16 protein-coding genes are annotated in these 17,327 nt (G+C 73.5%); 10 read left to right on the top strand and 6 right to left on the bottom strand.

All coding sequences use genetic code 11. From position 1 onward, the window contains the following. Nucleotides 1–49 precede the first annotated feature (49 nt). Both NOCA_RS15930 and NOCA_RS15925 read right to left on the bottom strand, forming a co-directional pair. The gene (locus NOCA_RS15930) at nucleotides 50–2,140 is read right to left on the bottom strand and encodes a 3-hydroxyacyl-CoA dehydrogenase NAD-binding domain-containing protein (RefSeq protein ID WP_011756294.1); all 2,091 of its coding nucleotides are present in this window, start codon (nucleotides 2,138–2,140) and stop codon (nucleotides 50–52) included. Next, nucleotides 2,137–3,462 carry a thiolase family protein gene (locus NOCA_RS15925; protein WP_011756293.1) on the bottom strand — a complete coding sequence of 442 codons (1,326 nt, stop codon included), beginning with the start codon at nucleotides 3,460–3,462 and terminating at the stop codon, nucleotides 2,137–2,139. The genes NOCA_RS15930 and NOCA_RS15925 overlap by 4 nt, the downstream gene beginning before the upstream one ends. Nucleotides 3,463–3,567: 105 nt before the next feature. On the opposite strand from NOCA_RS15925, the gene NOCA_RS15920 reads away from it, so the two are divergent. The 3 genes from NOCA_RS15920 to NOCA_RS15910 are packed head-to-tail and all read left to right on the top strand — an operon-like array spanning nucleotide 3,568 to nucleotide 6,261. Then, complete coding sequence (locus NOCA_RS15920; RefSeq protein ID WP_011756292.1) at nucleotides 3,568–4,503, top strand: proteasome assembly chaperone family protein; 936 nt, start codon at nucleotides 3,568–3,570, stop codon at nucleotides 4,501–4,503. Between the two features lie 4 nt (nucleotides 4,504–4,507). Continuing rightward, entirely contained in the window at nucleotides 4,508–5,374 is an 867-nt protein-coding gene (locus NOCA_RS15915; protein ID WP_011756291.1) for an acyl-CoA thioesterase, read from the top strand. After that, the gene (locus NOCA_RS15910) at nucleotides 5,371–6,261 is read left to right on the top strand and encodes an acyl-CoA thioesterase (RefSeq protein ID WP_011756290.1); all 891 of its coding nucleotides are present in this window, start codon (nucleotides 5,371–5,373) and stop codon (nucleotides 6,259–6,261) included. Before NOCA_RS15915 ends, NOCA_RS15910 begins: the two co-directional genes overlap by 4 nt. Nucleotides 6,262–6,331: 70 nt before the next feature. Here NOCA_RS15910 and NOCA_RS15905 read toward each other — a convergent pair whose 3' ends face one another. Together NOCA_RS15905 and NOCA_RS15900 are read right to left on the bottom strand one after the other, a co-directional pair. Beyond that, nucleotides 6,332–7,198, bottom strand: a complete 867-nt coding sequence (locus NOCA_RS15905; RefSeq protein ID WP_011756289.1) for a MaoC/PaaZ C-terminal domain-containing protein — start codon at nucleotides 7,196–7,198, stop codon at nucleotides 6,332–6,334. Then, nucleotides 7,198–8,532 (bottom strand): 3-oxoacyl-ACP reductase, encoded by a 1,335-nt coding sequence (locus NOCA_RS15900; RefSeq protein ID WP_011756288.1) that lies wholly within the window; start codon nucleotides 8,530–8,532, stop codon nucleotides 7,198–7,200. Before NOCA_RS15900 ends, NOCA_RS15905 begins: the two co-directional genes overlap by 1 nt. A gap of 97 nt (nucleotides 8,533–8,629) precedes the next feature. Between NOCA_RS15900 and NOCA_RS15895 the strand changes: the two genes are divergently transcribed. After that, entirely contained in the window at nucleotides 8,630–9,910 is a 1,281-nt protein-coding gene (locus NOCA_RS15895; RefSeq protein ID WP_011756287.1) for an acetyl-CoA C-acetyltransferase, read from the top strand. A gap of 18 nt (nucleotides 9,911–9,928) precedes the next feature. Here NOCA_RS15895 and NOCA_RS15890 read toward each other — a convergent pair whose 3' ends face one another. After that, nucleotides 9,929–10,612: a TetR/AcrR family transcriptional regulator gene (locus NOCA_RS15890; protein ID WP_011756286.1), complete on the bottom strand. Its 684-nt coding sequence runs from the start codon at nucleotides 10,610–10,612 to the stop codon at nucleotides 9,929–9,931. Between the two features lie 85 nt (nucleotides 10,613–10,697). Further along, nucleotides 10,698–12,215: an ATP-dependent DNA ligase gene (locus NOCA_RS15885; protein WP_041546590.1), complete on the bottom strand. Its 1,518-nt coding sequence runs from the start codon at nucleotides 12,213–12,215 to the stop codon at nucleotides 10,698–10,700. A gap of 119 nt (nucleotides 12,216–12,334) precedes the next feature. Between NOCA_RS15885 and NOCA_RS15880 the strand changes: the two genes are divergently transcribed. The 6 genes from NOCA_RS15880 (at nucleotide 12,335) to NOCA_RS15855 (ending at nucleotide 17,323) form a co-directional block, all read left to right on the top strand. Continuing rightward, on the top strand, nucleotides 12,335–12,643 hold the full coding sequence (locus tag NOCA_RS15880; RefSeq protein ID WP_011756284.1) for a hypothetical protein: 309 nt from the start codon (nucleotides 12,335–12,337) through the stop codon (nucleotides 12,641–12,643). 30 nt (nucleotides 12,644–12,673) lie between these two features. Beyond that, complete coding sequence (locus NOCA_RS15875; RefSeq protein WP_011756283.1) at nucleotides 12,674–13,690, top strand: App1 family protein; 1,017 nt, start codon at nucleotides 12,674–12,676, stop codon at nucleotides 13,688–13,690. Nucleotides 13,691–13,774: 84 nt separating this feature from the next. Then, nucleotides 13,775–14,686, top strand: coding sequence for a 5'-3' exonuclease H3TH domain-containing protein (locus NOCA_RS15870; protein WP_140404113.1), 912 nt, complete (start codon nucleotides 13,775–13,777; stop codon nucleotides 14,684–14,686). Nucleotides 14,687–14,907: 221 nt separating this feature from the next. Next, nucleotides 14,908–15,849, top strand: coding sequence for a DNA-3-methyladenine glycosylase family protein (locus NOCA_RS15865; protein WP_011756281.1), 942 nt, complete (start codon nucleotides 14,908–14,910; stop codon nucleotides 15,847–15,849). Between the two features lie 5 nt (nucleotides 15,850–15,854). Next, nucleotides 15,855–16,763, top strand: a complete 909-nt coding sequence (locus tag NOCA_RS15860; protein ID WP_011756280.1) for an SDR family oxidoreductase — start codon at nucleotides 15,855–15,857, stop codon at nucleotides 16,761–16,763. Beyond that, nucleotides 16,760–17,323 (top strand): carboxymuconolactone decarboxylase family protein, encoded by a 564-nt coding sequence (locus NOCA_RS15855; protein ID WP_011756279.1) that lies wholly within the window; start codon nucleotides 16,760–16,762, stop codon nucleotides 17,321–17,323. The genes NOCA_RS15860 and NOCA_RS15855 overlap by 4 nt, the downstream gene beginning before the upstream one ends. Nucleotides 17,324–17,327: the final 4 nt, after the last annotated feature.

Raw genomic sequence — 17,327 nt, 5'->3', positions numbered from 1 at the left:
TCATGGTGCGCGGCGGCCCGGGTGCGTGCGGCCGGTGCCGGGCGGGGCCTCAGTGGAACGTGCCGTGCCCCTCACGCTCGAGCAGCATCGTCAGCCCGCCGTTCCAGAACGAGAACCCGGCGCCGGTGATCATCGCCAGGTCGAGGTCCTCGGCCGCGACGGCCACGCCCTCGTCGAGCATCCGGCGGGCCTCGTCGGCGAGCCCGGCCAGCACCCGGGTGCGGATCTGCGCGGGCTCGAGGACCACGGGCTCGGCCGGCGTCTCGAGCAGCGCCTCGACCTCGGGGTCGATCGCGCCGTCGGGACCGTAGTACGACACCTTGCGCGCCGCCACCACGCGCTCGAGCGCGGGGGAGACGTAGAACCGGTCCGGGAACGCGCCGTGCAGCGTCTCGTTGTTGTGCAGCGCGATCGCCGGGCCCACCAGCGACAGGAGCATGAACGGCGGCATCGGCACGACCCCGGCGAACGCGCTGTCGGCGACCGGCACGGGCGTGCCCTCATCCACGATCCGCCCGACCTCGCCCATGAACCTGCCGAGCAGCCGGTTGACGATGAACGACGGGCTGTCCTTGACCAGGATCGTGGTCTTCTTCAGGGCCTTGCCGGTCGCGAACGCCGTGGCCAGCGTGGCGTCGTCGGTGCGCTCGCCCTTGACGATCTCCAGCAGCGGCATCACCGCGACCGGGTTGAAGAAGTGGAAGCCGACGACCCGCTCGGGGTGCTCGAGGTCGGCCGCCATCTCGGTGATCGAGAGCGAGGAGGTGTTGGTCGCCAGGATGCACTCGGGCGAGACGGCCTTCTCGACGTCGGCGAACACCGACTTCTTGACCGACATCTCCTCGAAGACCGCCTCGATGACGAAGTCGGCGCCGGCGAAGCCCTCACTCTTGTCGACCGACCCGGTGACCAGGCCCTTGTGGCGGCTCGCCCGGTCGGAGCTGATCCGGCCCTTGGCGAGCAGCTTGTCGATCTCGGCGTGGACGTAGCCGACGCCCTTGTCGACCCGCTCCTGATCGAGGTCGGTGAGGACGACGGGCACCTCGAGGCGACGCACGAACAGCAGCGCCATCTGCGAGGCCATCAGCCCCGCGCCGACGATGCCGACCTTGGTCACCGGCCGCGCCAGCGCCTTGTCCGGCGCGCCCGCAGGACGCTTGGCGCGCTTCTGCACCAGGTCGAACGCGTACAGCGAGGCGATCAGCTCGGGAGTCCTCGACATCGCCTCGAGCGCGTCGTCCTCGCGGGCGAACCCGGCGTCGCGGTCGCCGTCGCGGGCGGCGTCGATGAGCTCGACGGCCTGGAGCGCGGCCGGGCTGGCGCCGCCCGTCTTGGCCTGCACGAGAGCACGGGCGCGCTCGACGGCGGCGTCCCAGGCGGCTCCACGGTCGACCTCCGGACGGTCGACGACGATCTCGCCGCGCAGCACCGCGTCCGCCCAGAGCAACGACTGCTCCAGGAAGTCCGCGCCCTGGAAGACCGCGTCGGCGAGGCCGAGCTCGTACGCTGCCGCACCGCCGAGCGTGCGGCCGTTGTTGAGCGGGTTCTCGAGGATCACGGTGACCGCCCGATCGGCGCCGAGCAGGTTCGGCACCAGGAACGCGCCGCCCCACCCGGGCACCAGCCCGAGCATCACTTCGGGTAGGCCGAGCGCCGGGGCGCTGTCCATCACGGTCCGGTAGGTGCAGTGCAGCGCGACCTCGAGGCCGCCGCCCAGCGCCAGGCCGTTGACGAACCCGAACGACGGCTTCCGGCCGTCCTGGAGCTTGCGGAACACCGCGTGGCCGAGCTCGGCCACCACGCGGACGGCGTCCGGGCCGCCGCCCGAGATCGAGGTCAGGTCGGCGCCCGCGGCCAGGATGAACGGCTTGCCGGTCACGCCGAGGGCGACGATCTCGTCGTCCGCGAGGGCGGTGTCGATCGCCTCGTTCAGCGCGAGCAGCGAGCGCGGGCCGAAGGTGTTCGGCTTGGTGTGGTCCTCGCCGTTGTCGAGGGTGATCAGCCCGAGCACCGCGCCGCTGCGGCCCGAGGTCGAGGGCAGCGAGACCTTGCGCAGGTGGGCCTGGGTGACGCGCTCGGCGTCGGAGGAGATCTCCTGGGCGCGAGCGACGAGCTCGCTCGTCGTGTCGTTCGTCGTCATCGCGTAGCCTCCTCGGCGGCCGCAACCACGGGTTCTTGGGGGGTACTTGGGGGGCTTGCCCCCCAAGCGGGTCGCGTAGCCTCCTCGGCGGCCGCAACCACGGGTTCTTGGGGGGTACTTGGGGGGCTTGCCCCCCAAGCGGGGTTCTCCCAGATCACGGTGCCGCCCATGCCGATGCCGATGCACATCGTGGTCAGGCCGTAGCGGACCTCGGGACGCTCCTCGAACTGGCGCGCGAGCTGGGTCATCAGCCGCACGCCCGAGGAGGCCAGCGGGTGGCCCATCGCGATCGCGCCGCCGTACGGGTTGACCCGCGGGTCGTCGTCGGCGATGCCGAAGTGCTCGAGGAACGCGAGCACCTGCACCGCGAACGCCTCGTTGACCTCGAACGCCTCGATGTCGTCGATGGTCAGGCCGGCCTGCTTGAGGGCCTTCTCGGTCGCCGGGATCGGGCCGGCGCCCATCACCTCGGGCTCGACGCCGACGAAGGAGTAGGCGACCAGGCGCATCTTCACCGGCAGGCCGAGCTCACGGGCGGTCTCCTCCTCGGCGAGCAGCGCGGCGGTGGCGCCGTCGTTGATGCCGGCGGCGTTGCCCGCGGTCACCTTGCCGTGGGCGCGGAACGGGGTCTTGAGCGCGGCGAGCGACTCCATCGTGGTCCCGCGGCGCATCGGCTCGTCGGTGGTGGCCAGGCCCCAGCCCAGCTCCTCGGAGCGGATCGCGACCGGCACCAGGTCCGGCTGGATCTTGCCGGCGTCGTACGCCGCGGCGGTCTTCTCCTGCGAGCGCACGGCGTAGGCGTCCACGCGCTCCTTGGTGATGGTCGGGTAACGGTCGTGGAGGTTCTCCGCGGTCTTGCCCATCACGAGCGCGTCGGGGTCGACGATCCGCTCGGAGAGGATCCGCGGGTTCGGGTCGACGCCCTCGCCCATCGGGTGGCGGCCCATGTGCTCGACACCGCCCGCGATCGCGACGTCGTAGGCGCCGAAGGCGATGCCCGACGCGGTCGTGGTGACCGCGGTCATCGCGCCCGCGCACATCCGGTCGATGGCGTAGCCGGGAACGCTCTGCGGCAGTCCCGCGAGCAGCGCGGCGGTGCGGCCGATGGTCAGGCCCTGGTCGCCGATCTGGGTGGTGGCGGCCACGGCCACCTCGTCGACGCGCTCCGGGGGGAGGGACGGGTTGCGGCGCATCAGCTCGCGGATGCACTTGATGACGAGGTCGTCGGCGCGGGTCTCGGCGTACTGGCCCTTGGCCTTGCCGAACGGGGTGCGGACGCCGTCGACGAAGACGACCTCACGCAGCTGTCGGGAACCGCTCATGTCCGGGGGGTCTCCTTGGGTCGGGGATGCCCGTAGGTTACCCCGCAGTAACAAAGTGGTCACCCGCTGGCGATGTGACGTCTCCCTCGCCACTAGGCTGGTGCCATGCCTGAGCGCCTGGTGCACATCGTCGACGAGGTCCCCGAGCTCGACGACGCCCGCTCCCGGGGCGCGCTGACGATGGTGCTCGTCCTGGACGGCTTCCTCGACGCCGGCAACGCCGCCGGACGGGCCGCGCAGCACCTGGTGGACCTCTCCGAGGGCCCGGTCGTGGCCACCTTCGACGTGGACGAGTTCCACGACTACCGTGCCCGGCGGCCACCGATGTCGTTCGTCCGGGACCACTACGACGCGTACGACGCCCCGCGGCTGGTCGTCCGGCTGCTCGCCGACACCGGCGGCACGCCGTACCTCCTGCTGCACGGTCCCGAGCCCGACAACCGCTGGGAGGCGTTCTGCCGGGCGGTGCGCGAGGTCGTCGAGCGGTTCGGTGTGAGCCGCGTCGTCGGGATGGGCTCGGTGCCGATGGCGGTGCCGCACACCCGCCCGATCGCGATCACCCACCACGCCAACAGCCCCGAGCTGATCACCGGCGAGAGCCCGTGGCGCGGCGAGCTGCGGATCCCGAGCAGCGCGCAGGCCCTGCTCGAGGTCCGGCTGGGGGAGTGGGGCCACGACGCGATGGGCTTCGTCGCGCACATCCCGCACTACCTCGCCCAGATGGACTACCCCCGGGCCTCGGCGGCGCTGCTCGAGCAGGTCGAGATCGCCGGCCGGCTGACCGTGGACCTCTCCGGGCTGCGTGCTGAGGCCGAGGACCGCGAGGCCGAGATCGCGCGGTACCTGGCCGCCAACGAGGAGGTGGCCGAGGTGGTCGCCGCGCTGGAACGGCAGTACGACGCGTTCGAGCGCGCCGAGGAGAGCGGCACCAGCCTGCTCGCGCGGGACCAGCGGCTGCCCACGGGCGAGGAGATCGGCAAGGAGTTCGAGCGGTTCCTCGCCGGCCTCGACCGCCCGGGCGACGACGAGCCCCAGGGCTGACTGGGTGCCGAGGAACGCCGACGAGCTCGTCGCGCTGCTCGACCTCGAGCGCATCGACGACAACCTCTTCCGGGGGCAGCAGATGCCCTCGTCGCTGCCGCGCGTGTTCGGTGGCCAGGCCGCGGCCCAGTCGCTCGTCGCGGCGACCCGCACCGTCGACCCGGCGTACGTCGTGCACTCGCTGCACTCCTACTTCCTCCAGCCCGGAGACACCCAGGCGCCGACGATCTACGACGTCGAGAACCTCCGCGACGGCCGCTCGTTCGCGACCCGGCGGGTGCTCGCACGCCAGCACGGGCGCCCGATCTACGCGCTGACCGCGAACTTCCACCAGCCCGAGCCCGGGTTCGAGCACCAGGACCGGATGCCCGCTGTGGTCGCGCCGGAGGAGGCGATCGACGCGCGGGCGGCGGCCAAGGAGCTCGACCCCGGCCGCGACACCTCGCACGACTCCGAGTGGGACGTGGTCGACTTCCGCTACGTCGGCTCCGACGGCGACGGGCTGATCGAGCCCGACCCGCGGCACCCGGCGCGGCAGCGGTTCTGGCTGCGGGTCTCCTCGCCGCTGCCGGACGACCCGGTCCAGCACGTCGCGGCGTTCACCTACCTCTCCGACATGACCTTGATGGGCGCGGCGCTCGCGCCGCACGGCGTCCGGGTCGGCGGGCCCGAGACGCTCGTGGCGTCCCTCGACCACGCGGTGTGGTTCCACCGGCCGTTCCGCGCCGACGAGTGGTGGCTCTACGACCAGGTCTCGCCGTCCGCGTCGGGCGGCCGCGGGCTGGTGCTGGCCCGGGTGTTCACCCAGGACGGCACCCTGGTCGCGAGCGTGGCCCAGGAGGCGCTGATCCGCCGCAGGACGCGATCGTGAGCGGGGGAGCGTCGGGCCCGACCGCGGAGCTGGTCGGGCTGCTCGACCTGGAGCGGATCGACGCCGACCTGTTCCGCGGCGGGCAGCCGGACTCGGTCCGGGCCCGGGTCTACGGCGGCCAGGTCGCCGCCCAGGCGCTGGTCGCGGCGACCCGCACCGTGGAACCGGCGTACGCCGTCCACTCGCTGCACTCCTACTTCCTGCTGCCCGGCGACTACTCGGTGCCGATCGTCTACGACGTCGAGCGGATCCGCGACGGGCGGTCCTTCCAGACGCGGCGGGTGATCGCGCGCCAGCACGGGCGGGCGATCTACTTCCAGGTGCTGGACTTCCAGCGTGCCGAGGAGGGCTTCGAGCACCAGGACGCGATGCCCGAGGTGAAGCCGCCGGAGGAGGGCCTCGACCTGGTCGACGTCATGCGTCGCGGCGGCAACGCCGAGGCGGACGCCCTCGGCAAGGAGTGGGGCGCGCTCGACGTGCGCTGGCTCGGCAACTCGCGGTTCGGTCTCGAGGCCGACCCGGACCGCCCCTCCCAGGCCCGGATGTGGGTGCGGCTCAAGGAGGGGCTCGGCGACGACCCGGTCGTCCACCTCGCGGCGTTCACCTACGCCAGCGACGTGAGCCTGCTCGGCTCGACGCTCGCCGCGCACGGCGTGAACCCCTCGAAGACGCAGATGGCGTCGCTGGACCACACGATCTGGTTCCACCGGCCGTTCCGCGCGGACGAGTGGTGGCTCTACGACCAGGTCTCGCCCGCGGCGGTGGGTGCCCGCGGGCTGGCCTTCGGCCGGATCTTCACCCAGGACGGCACCCTGGTCGCCACGGTCGCGCAGGAGGGCCTGATCCGGCCCCGGGGCGAGGGGTACGCCGGACCCGGCATGGCCTGAGCCCGGCGCACCGAGGCCCGGGTCGTGTGCCTGAGGACGCGCCATGGCGCGTCCTCAGGCACACGACCCGTCAGGTGGGGTCGCTCGTCCGGCCCGCGAGGTGGGGCGCGCCGGAGCCCGGGCGGGACAGCGAGAACGCGTAGCCGTCATCGAGGCGGCGCGAGCCGAAGGCCACGGTGCCGGGGAGCAGGATCGGCTTCTTGAACGCGACGGCCACGGTGACCTCGCCCGGCAGCCGGTTCTCCAGGGCGCCGACGCAGCGGGCCATCGACCACATGCCGTGCGCGATCTGGCGGGGGAAGCCCAACGCCTTCGCGGTCAGCGGGTAGAGGTGGATCGGGTTGTGGTCGCCCGACACCGACGCGTAGCGCCGGCCCAGGTCACCGGGCAGCCGCCAGGTCGTGCCGGTGGGCGGTGCGTCGGGGAAGCGCGCTTCGGCTGCGGGGGTCTCGACGGGCTCGACCACCGGCTTGCCGCGGCGCAGGAACGTCGAGGTCTCCTCCCACACCGGCTCGGCGCGGGAGTGGACCCGGGTCACCATGTCGAAGACCTGGCCCTTGGGGTGCGGCCGGAGGTTGTCGGCGTACGCCGTCACCTGGAGCTCCTCGCCGAGCGCGATCGGCCGGTGCTGGGTGATCGAGTTCTCCAGGTGCACGGTCCCGATCGCGGGGAACGGGAAGTCGCCCGCGGTCATGATCTCCATGTGCAGCCCGAACGCCAGCAGGTGCGGGTAGGGCAGCGGGAGCACGTCCTTGCGGGGGAAGCCGCACAGGTCGGCGTACCGCGCCACGTGCCCGGGGTCGAGCGGTACGTCGTGGCGCTCCAGGGTCCGCTCGGGCAGCGGTCCGCCGGTCTTGCGGATCCCGGGCAGCAGGCCGACGCCGGGGACCGCCGGCAACGCCGCCCGGACCATCGTCGGCAGCAGGTCGGTCAACATCAGGCGCCCAGCATCATCTGGCCGCAGACCCGCACGACGTTGCCGTTGACGGCGGTCGACGCCGGGTTGGCGTACCAGGCGATGGTCTCCGCGACGTCGACCGGCAGCCCGCCCTGGGCCATCGCGTTCAGGCGCTGGCCGACCTCGCGGGTCGCGAACGGCACCGCGGCGGTCATCTGGGTGATGATGAAGCCGGGCGCCACCGCGTTGATCGTGATCCCGTCGGTGAGCTCGTCGGCGAGGGAGTCGACCAGCCCGATCACGCCGGCCTTCGAGGCGGCGTAGTTGGTCTGCCCGACGTTGCCGGCGATGCCGGCGATCGAGGCGACGCCGACGACCCGGCCGTTGGGCCGGATCACGCCCTGGTCGAGCAGCTCGCGGGTGATCCGCTCCGGTGCCGTCAGGTTGACCGCGATCACCGACTCCCAACGGTCCTCGGCCATGTTCGCGAGCTTCTTGTCGCGGGTGATGCCCGCGTTGTGGACCACGACGTCGACCCCACCGTGCTCGGTCTTCAGGTGGTGCGCGAGCCGCTGCGGGGCGTCCTTGGCGGTGATGTCGAGCACCAGGTGGTCGCCGTCGAGCTCGCGCATCACGGCCTGGAGCTCGCTGGCGGCCTGGGGTACGTCGACACCGACGACGCGCGCGCCGTCGCGGTGCAGCACCCGGGCGATCTGCTCACCGATGCCGCGGCTCGCGCCGGTCACCACCGCCACCTTGCCCTCGAGCGGGCGCAGCCAGTCGGTGACGGGCTCGGCCCCGGTGGCGCCGTGGGCGCCGATCCGCACCACCTGGCCGGAGACGTAGGCGGACTTGGGGGAGAGGAGGAACGCCAGCGTGCTCTGCACCGCGCCCTCCGCACCGTCGGCGACGTAGACCAGCTGGACGGTGCCGCCGCGGCCGATCTCCTTGCCGAGACTGCGGGTGAAGCCCTCGAGCGCCCGCTGGGCCACGCGCTCACGTCCGGACACCAGCTCGGGCGGGGTGCCGAGCACGACCACCCGCGGGCAGCGGTCGAGCCGGCGCAGCAGCGGGGTGAAGAAGTCGCGCAGCGCCACCAGCTCCTCGGAGGAGGTCAGCCCCGTGGCATCGAGGACGAGCCCCTTGAAGGTTCCGTCGCCCTCGGTCGCCTCGGTCGCGGCGATGCCGAGCCGGTCGAGGATCCCGACCAGCGACTCGACGAGCCGGCCGCGGCCGCCGACGGCGATCGTGCCGTCGGCCAGCGGCGCGCCCTCGGCGTACCGTTCCAGCGTGGCGGGCGTCGGCAGGCCGAGCAGCTTGGTCACCTGGCGGCCGATCGCGGACTGCGTGAACCCCTGGTAGAGATCGCTCATGACGGGTATGTAACTCCTTGTGTAACTGAGAGTCCAGATTTCGTGATCTGGCCCTCATGTCCTTCTCTCGTTCCCCTGCTCGACGGAGGATGAACCCATGGCAGCCAACACCCGACGCGTCGCCGTCCTCGGCGGCAACCGGATCCCCTTCGCCCGCTCCAACACCGTGTACGCCGAGGCGTCCAACCAGGACATGCTCACCGCCGCGATCGACGGCCTGGTCGAGCGGTTCGGGCTCCAGGGCGAGCGGCTCGGCGAGGTCGTCGCCGGTGCGGTGCTCAAGCACGCGCGCGACTTCAACCTGACCCGCGAGTCGGTGCTCGGCTCCAAGCTCGCGCCCGAGACACCGGCGACCGACCTCCAGCAGGCGTGCGGGACCGGCCTGCAGGCCGCGATCCAGGTGGCCAACAAGATCGCCCTCGGGCAGATCGAGGCCGGGATCGCGGGCGGCACCGACACCACCTCCGACGCGCCCGTCGCGATCAGCGACCGGCTCCGCAAGAAGCTGATGAAGGTCAACGCCGCCCGGGACACCAAGGGCAAGCTGCTCGCGCTCGGCGCGATCCGGCCCGGTGACATCGGCCTGGAGATCCCGCAGAACGGCGAGCCTCGGACCCGGCTGTCGATGGGCGAGCACGCCGCGCTCACCGCCCTGGAGTGGCAGATCGGCCGGGAGGAGCAGGACGAGCTGGCCGCCGCGTCGCACCAGCACCTGGCGGCGGCGTACGACCGCGGCTGGCTCGACGACCAGATCACGCCGTTCCGCGGCGTCGAGCGGGACAACAACCTGCGCCCCGACTCGACCGCGGAGAAGCTGGCCAAGCTCAAGCCGGTCTTCGGCAAGGGCGAGGCGGCGACGATGACCGCCGGCAACTCCACGCCGCTGACCGACGGCGCCTCCGCGGTGCTGCTCGCGAGCGAGGAGTGGGCCGACGAGCACGGGCTGGCGCCGCTGGCGTACTTCGTGGACTCCGAGACCGCGGCGGTCGACTACGTGCACGGGGGCGAGGGCCTGCTGATGGCGCCTGCGTACGCCGTCCCGCGGATGCTGGCGCGCAACGGGCTGACCCTCCAGGACTTCGACTTCTACGAGATCCACGAGGCGTTCGCCTCGCAGGTGCTCGCCACGCTCAAGGCGTGGGAGGACCCGATCTTCTGCAAGGAGCGGCTCGGACTCGACGCCCCGCTCGGTTCGATCGACCGCTCGAAGCTGAACGTCAACGGCTCCTCGCTGGCGGCGGGGCACCCGTTCGCCGCCACCGGCGGCCGGATCCTCAACGTCGCCGCCAAGCTGCTCGCCGAGAAGGGGTCGGGCCGGGCGCTGATCTCGATCTGCGCCGCGGGCGGCCAGGGCGTCGTCGCGATCCTGGAGCGGTGAGCGAGGACGCGCGGTGAGTCAGCGCGTAGCGAGCGCGAGCGCGGCCGCGACGAGGTAGTCGCGCACCTGGTCGGGCGAGATGCTGCCGACCGTCGGCACGCCCGGGGCCGCCTCCTTGACGAGGATGCCGACCCGCGCGAGCTGGAGCGCGCCCAGGCCGCTGGCGTAGAGCGTGTTGGCGAGCAGCGTCGGGTCCTCGACCTGGAAGGTGCCCGCCTCGACGCCGTCCTCGAGCACCTGGCTCAACGTGGCCAGGCAGGAGGAGATGCCGCGCCCCAGCCGGAGCATCGCGCTCTCGGACATCTCGTCGAACAGCTCCGGGCCGGTACGCCGCATCAGCGTCTGCGCGCAGTCGACGAACGCCGGGTGCGCCACGCCGTACTCCACGAACGCCCCGACCAGTGCGGTCAGCCGCTCCTCGGGGTCGGTCGAGGTCTCGGCCGCGGCGCTCAGCTCCTCACGCAGCTCGTCGAGGTAGCCGACGAGCGTCAGCGCGAACAGCTCCTCCTTGCCGGTGAAGTGCCGGTAGACGATCGCGCGGTTGATGCCGACGGCCCGCGCGATGTCCTCGATCTGGGCGTCGCGGACGCCGCGCTCGTCGAACAGCGCGCGGGTGGCGGCGATGATGTCCTTCTCGCGGGCCCGGCGTCGCGCCGCGGCCGCCGATCGGCGGCCGTCGGTCTCCGGGGTGGTGCTGGTCATGAGGACATCGTACGGCCGTGCAACTGTGAGTTGCACGAGTGTGACGGAGCAGTCGCGCGGCCCGAGTGCCGGGCCGGCGCACGGCTCACCCCAGGAACGAGCGCACCGTGTCGACGGTGTCGATCTCGGCGACCGGCTTGTCGTCGCGGTAGCGCAGCACGCGCGCGAACCTGAGCGCGACACCGCCGGGGTAGCGGGTCGAGCGCTGCACCCCGTCGAAGGCGATCTCGACGACCTGCTCGGGCCGCACGTGCACGACGTGGGCGGACCGCGAGGTCTCGAGCTCGAGGAACCGCTCGGTCTGCCAGGCGAGCACCTCGTCGGTCATCCCCTTGAACGTCTTGCCGAGCATCACCAGCCCTCCGGTGGCCGGGTCGCGGGCGCCGAGGTGGATGTTGGAGAGCCACCCCTGCCGCCGGCCCGAGCCCCACTCGACCGCGAGGACGACCAGGTCGAGGGTGTGCACCGGCTTGACCTTGACCCAGGACGCGCCGCGACGGCCGGCCTCGTAGGGCGCGGCCAGGCTCTTGACCACGACGCCCTCGTGGCCCGAGCGCAGCGCGCCGGCAAGGAACTCCTCGGCCACGCCGAGGTCGGCGGTGACCACGCGCGGCACCCGGTGCTCGGCCGGCACGAGCCGTTCCAGCACAGCCGCGCGCTCGGCAGCGGACACGTCGAGCAGGTCGGCGCCGTCCAGGTGCAGCACGTCGAAGAAGTACGGCGTCACCTCGACGCCTGCCCCCATCGCGGTGCGTGCGGCGGTCTCCTGGAACGGGCGCGGCCGGCCGTCCTCGGCCAGCGCGAGCGCCTCGCCGTCCAGCACGAACGAGTCGGCCGGCAGCGCGCGGGCGACCTCGACGACCTCGGGGAGCCGGGCGGTGATGTCCTCCAGCGACCGGGTGGCCACGACCACGTCGGGGCCCGAGCGGTGCACCTGGATCCGGATCCCGTCGAGCTTGGTGTCGACGGCCACCTCATCACCACCGGCCCTGGCCAGGGCGGCGGCCAGGTCCGGCGCGCTGGACGCGAGCATCGGCAGCACCGGGCGGCCGACCTGCAGGCCCACGGCCCCGAGCGCCGCGACCCCCTCGAACGCCGCAGCGGCGACGGCGACCGTCGAGCCGGCGAGCATCGCGGCCCGCCGCACCTCGGGGAGGGGTACGCCGGCGGCCGCGGCCAGCCCCTCCTGGACCAGCGAGTCGAGCGCGCCCTGGCGCACCTCGCCGGTCACCACTCCGCGCAGCCACTGCTGCTCCTCGGCGGTGGCCCGGCCGAACAGGTCGGCCACCGCGGCGGCTCGGGCGGCCTGCGAGCCGGCGCCGGCCGGGGCGGCGATCCGCTCGAACGCCTCGTGGACCTCGAGCACGCTCAGCGTGGGACCGGGCGCCGGGGCGGGCAACTTCGTGAGCCCGCGCCAGCCGAGGCCGGTGCGGCGCTGGCGCAGCGCGCCGCCGACGTACGCGGTGACGGTCTCGAGCTCGTCGGCGCCGGACCGGCGCGGGTCGGCGCGCGCGAGCAGGTCGGCGATCGCGGCGACCTTGGCCTTGCGGGACCGGGTCGCCGTGATCGCCGCGGAGGTGGCGACGACGTCGGCGATCAGCACGGCTCCATTCAAGCCGACGGCACCGACGGCACCGACGGATGGCCGTCCGCTCGGGACCTTCGGCCCTGCGTCCCGCGCCGCGGGCGTCGTTAGCGTCGAGGGAAGAAGGAGGCCCGACCATGACCGTGCGACCCCACGACCTGACCGATCTGCTGCTCGCGCCGACGCTCATCGACCTCGACGACGTGTTGGAACGGCTCGGCGAGCTCAACCCCGGCGAGCTCGCCTTCGAGCTGATCCTCGCCACCAACCACGAGCCCCGCGACGCCGCCGACCGTGCCGCCGTGCTCCTCGAGTCCCTGCGGGTCCGGCTGGACCTGCACCGCTGGGAGCTGGGGCTGACCGACCGTGGACTGAGCGTCGAGCACAGCGGCCGCGCCGTGGTCCTCGGCCTGCCCTCGAACGTCCGGGACTACCTCGCCGGCTGATCCACCCGCGGCGCCGCCTACGGTGGCCCCGTGAGCCGGTTGCAGCGCCTCGTGGTCGACCTCGAGCGCGCCTGGGACGCGGCCCGGCTGCGGCGCAAGGGTTCGGGGCCGCCGGCGGACTTCCGGATCGAGACCTACCTGGGGCACGGCGGTCCCGAGGGGGTGGTCGTCCGCGGCCGGGTGCTCGACGACCCACCACCGACCGAGGCGGTGGAGGGGGAGGGCGTCGGTGCCGCCGTACGACGGAGCCTGCGGCAGTTCGTCACCGCCGAGCTGCCGGGGGTCCCGCTGCGGGTGCGCGTCGGGGACTCCGTCGTGGAGGCCGTCACGGACGCCGAGGGCTACTTCGTGGCCCGTCTCGATCCCACGACGCTGGCCGGACCCTGGGCGGACGGCCGGGTCGAGCTGGCGCGGGAGCACCGCGGCCTCACCGACCCGCACCCGACCCGCGTGCGGGTCCGGGTGCCCGGCGCGGACGCGGCGTTCGGGGTGATCTCGGACGTCGACGACACGATCATCGAGACCGGCGTCCAGCGGGTCGGGCTGATGCTGCGCCAGACGTTCACCGGATCGGCCCTGACGCGCACGCCGTTCCCGGGCGCCGCCGAGCTCTACCGCGACCTCGAGGCGGGGTCGAACCCGTTCTTCTACGTCTCCTCCAGCCCGTGGAATCTGCACGCGTTCTTGCTGGCCTTCCTCGAGCACCGCGACTTCCCGCTCGGGCCGCTGCTGCTGCGCGACCTGATCGGGAGTCGCGCGGGCCGGGCCCGCAAGCACGAGCGGATCGAGGAGGTGCTCGCGCTGCACCCCGGCTTGCGGTTCGTGCTGATCGGCGACTCCGGCGAGCGGGACCCACAGATCTACGCCGACGTCGTCGCCGCCCACCCCGGTCGGATCCTGGCCGTCTACATCCGCGAGGTCCGGCTCGACCCGGGCGACGGCCGGGTCGAGCGGGTCAGCGACTCCTGGGCGCACGACGTGCCGTTCGTGCTCGCCGCCGACAGCGGGGCGGTACGCCGCCACGCCGCCTCGATCGGGCTGCTGTGAGCGGGTCGCGCCTGCTGCTGGCCGTCGACGCCCCGTCGCTGCTGCACCGCAAACCGCAACCACCACGCGCGGGTCCAGTCGGGGCTGCTGGACCACGGCGGCCGGCCGGCCTGGGCGCTGCACGGCATGCTGCGCCAGATCCTCGAGGCGATCGACCGGTTCGCCCCGGACGCGGTGCTGTTCGGGCTCGACGACCGGCGCACGTCGGTGCGCGAGCAGGCCTACCCGGCGTACAAGGCCGGTCGCGCCGAGAAGGACCCGGCCCTCGTCGACCAGCTGGAGCGCGCGGCCGGGCTCCTGGACGCCCTCGGGATGCTGACCGTGACCCCGGACGGCCTCGAGGCCGACGACGTGAACGCCTCGGCGGCGACCTGGGCCGAGCAGCACGGCTGGAGCTGCGTGCTGATCACCTCCGACCGCGACGCGTTCGCGCACATCAGCGAGCACACCCAGGTGCTGCGGCTGATCAGCGGCGGGATCAACGGCTCGCCGCTGCTGAACCCGGCCCGGCTGCGGACCATGTACGGGGTCGCGGCCGAGCACTACCTGGAGTACGCCGCGCTCCGCGGCGACCCGAGCGACAACCTGCCGGGCGTGCCCGGCATCGGCGAGAAGATCGCGCCGTTCCTGCTCTCCGAGATGGGCTCGATGCGGGCCGTGTGGGCCGACATCGACCACTGCGGCGGCGCGACGCTGGTGGCGACCCTCGACTCCTACTGCGAGGAGGTCGGCCGGCCCCGGATCGGGGCCGCGGTGCTGAAGAAGCTGGCGACACCGGCCGCTCGGGAGCGCTTCGAGTTCAACCTCGCGATCATGTCCGGGCGCACCGACCTCGACCTCGGCCTGACCCCGGACCTGCCCGGCAGCCCCGGCCTGCTGCCGCTCCACCCGGACCGGGTCTCGCGGGTCGTCGGCCACCTCGGCGTCGCCGCGACCACCCAGCTGGCGCTCCGGGTGCTCACCGAGCCACCGGCGAGCGCCGGCGCGATGGGCTGAGCCCACCGGGGGAGGTCGGTGGGCGGGCGTCCGGTCCGTGGTGCCCGGGGACTGTTGGGGCAATGCCTGAACTTCTCGGCCGAAACTTCGGCCCAACAGTTCCGGTTTCCCCGGTTAGCCGGGGAAACCGACCCCGCCCCGGCCCCGGCACGTTCATGGAGCCAGCGTAGCCAGAACTGGAACGTGTTTCACCGTCGGCGTCGCGGGCTATCCTCGCCGCGATGGACGGACGGGTGCGCGAGTGGCGACCGGAGTGGCCGTGCCCGGTCGGGTCGGTCCTCGGCGTGCACCGGCGTGGGGCCGGCGATCCGACGTACCGCATCGAGGGCGACACCCATCTGCGCGGCATCCGCACGCACGACGGGCCGGCCACGCTCGCGGTCCGCACCCGCCCCCGCGACGGCGTGGTCCACGCCGAGGCCTGGGGCCCCGGCGCCGACCGGGCGCTCGACTCGCTGCCGGCGCTGCTCGGCGCGGACGACGACGTCAGCGGCTTCGACCCGGACCTGCACCCGCTGGTCGCCGAGGGCTGGCGCCGCTACGCGCACTGGCGGCTCGGCCGCACGGGCCTGGTGATGGAGTCGCTGGTCCCGGCGATCATCGAGCAGAAGGTCACCGGCCAGGAGGCGTTCGCCGGGTTCCGGATGCTCGTGCACCGGTACGGCGAGCGCGCCCCCGGCCCGGGCCACGACCGGAAGCTGTGGGTGCAGCCCGACCCGGCCACCCTGCGCCGGATCCCGTCGTGGGAGTGGCTGCGGCTGCACGTGGACCCGGCCCGCTCGCGGGCGCTCGTGTCCGCCGCCCGGGTCGCGGACGCGCTCGAGCGCACCGCCGGCCTGCCCGGCGAGGAGGTCGAGCGCCGGTTGACCAGCCTGCCCGGCATCGGCGTGTGGACCGCCGCCGAGGTGCGCCAGCGGGCCCACGGCGATCCGGACGCGGTGTCGTTCGGCGACTACCACGTCGCGAAGGACCTGGGCTGGGCGGTGGCCGGCCGGCCGTTCTCCGACGACGAGATGGCCGAGTTCCTCGAGCCCTGGCGACCGCACCGCGGCCGGGTGCCGGTGCTGGTCGCGCTGGTGGCCGGTCGGCGCGAGCGGCACGGGCCCCGGATGGCACCGCGGACCCACCTGCCGGCCCGGGTCATCCGGCGTCGAGGGACGTAACCGCCGTGGTGAGGCGCCGTTGCACCTTCGTGCGCAGCCGACCACGTGACCTGCAGGACGCCAACGTGTTCGTGACCGGCGCCGCCAGCGGCATCGGCCGGGCCACCGCCGAGCTGCTCGGTCGTCAGGGGGCCCGGCTGCACCTCACCGACGTCGACGCGCCGCGGCTGGCCGAGTTCGCCGAGCACCTGCGGGCCTGCGGGAGCACCGTGGTGCTGGCCGTACCCGCCGACATCGCCGACTACGACGCCGTCCGCGCGCTCGCGGCGGAGGTCACGGCGGCCTCCGGCGCGATGGACGCGGTCCTCAACGTCGCGGGCATCGCGATCTGGGGGACCGTCTCCGCGATGGAGCACGACCAGTGGCGGCGGCTCGTCGAGGTCAACCTGATGGGTCCGGTCCACGTGCTCGAGACCCTGGTCCCCGAGATGGTCGACGCCGGCCGCGGCGGGTGGGTCGTCAACGTCTCGTCGGCAGCCGGCATCATCGGGATGCCGTGGCACGCCGGCTACAGCGCGACCAAGTTCGGCCTGCGCGGCATCTCCGAGGTGCTCCGCTTCGACCTCCGCCCGCACGGCATCCACGTCTGCCTGGTCTGCCCGGGCGGCGTCGACACCGGGCTCACCGAGACCGTGCGGATCGCCGGCGTCGACACCGCGAGCCCCGCCTTCGAGCGCGCGCGGGCCCGGTTCCGTCGGCGCGCGGTGACCCCCGAGGCGGCGGCCGAGGCGATCGTGCGCGGCATGCTCCGGCGCCGCTACTGGGTCTACACCTCGCTCGACATCCGGCTGGTGCACGCGGTGCAGCGCTGGTGCCCGCCGGCGTACGCGCTGATGATGACCGTCCTCAACCGCGGCGCGAACCGGGCGCTGCCCGCCGTCGCCCGCGCCCGGCGCGCGGACCGTGCGGCATGAGCGCCCGCACCACGCCGGCGCGCGTCCGCCCCGGCGGCCTTCGTGAGGTCGGACCGTTCGTGACGGCCTTCGCGTGGCTCGCGGGCCGGGTCAGCGGCACCGTGCCGCCGGCGGTCTTCCTCACGCTCGGCCGGAACCGCCGGCTGTTCTGGGGCTGGCTGTTCTTCGCCGGCCGGCTGATGCCGGGTGGCCGGCTGCCGCGGCGCGACACCGAGCTGGTGATCCTGCGGGTCGCGGTGCTCACCGGTTCGGAGTACGAGCACACCCAGCACGCGCGGCTGGCCCGCCGGGCCGGCCTCGATGCCGCGGCCGTCGACCGGGCGAGCGACGGCCCGGACGCGCCGGGCTGGACCCCGCGGCAGGCGCTGCTGCTGCAGGCGACCGACGAGCTCCACCACACCCGGGACCTCTCCGACCCGACCTGGGCGGCGCTGCGTGCGGAGCTCGACGAGCGCCTGTGCATCGAGCTGCTGATGCTCGTCGGCCACTACGAGATGCTCTCGACCACCCTCACCGCGCTGCGCGTGCAGCCGGACGCGGCGCGGGGGACCGGGCGGTGAGCGC

Origin of the sequence: Nocardioides sp. JS614 (assembly GCF_000015265.1) — a bacterium.
In the GTDB taxonomy this organism is placed as follows: Bacteria; Actinomycetota; Actinomycetes; order Propionibacteriales; family Nocardioidaceae; genus Nocardioides.
The sequence above is the reverse complement of the archived record's forward strand: the minus strand, read 5'-3'. Positions and strand labels throughout refer to the sequence as shown.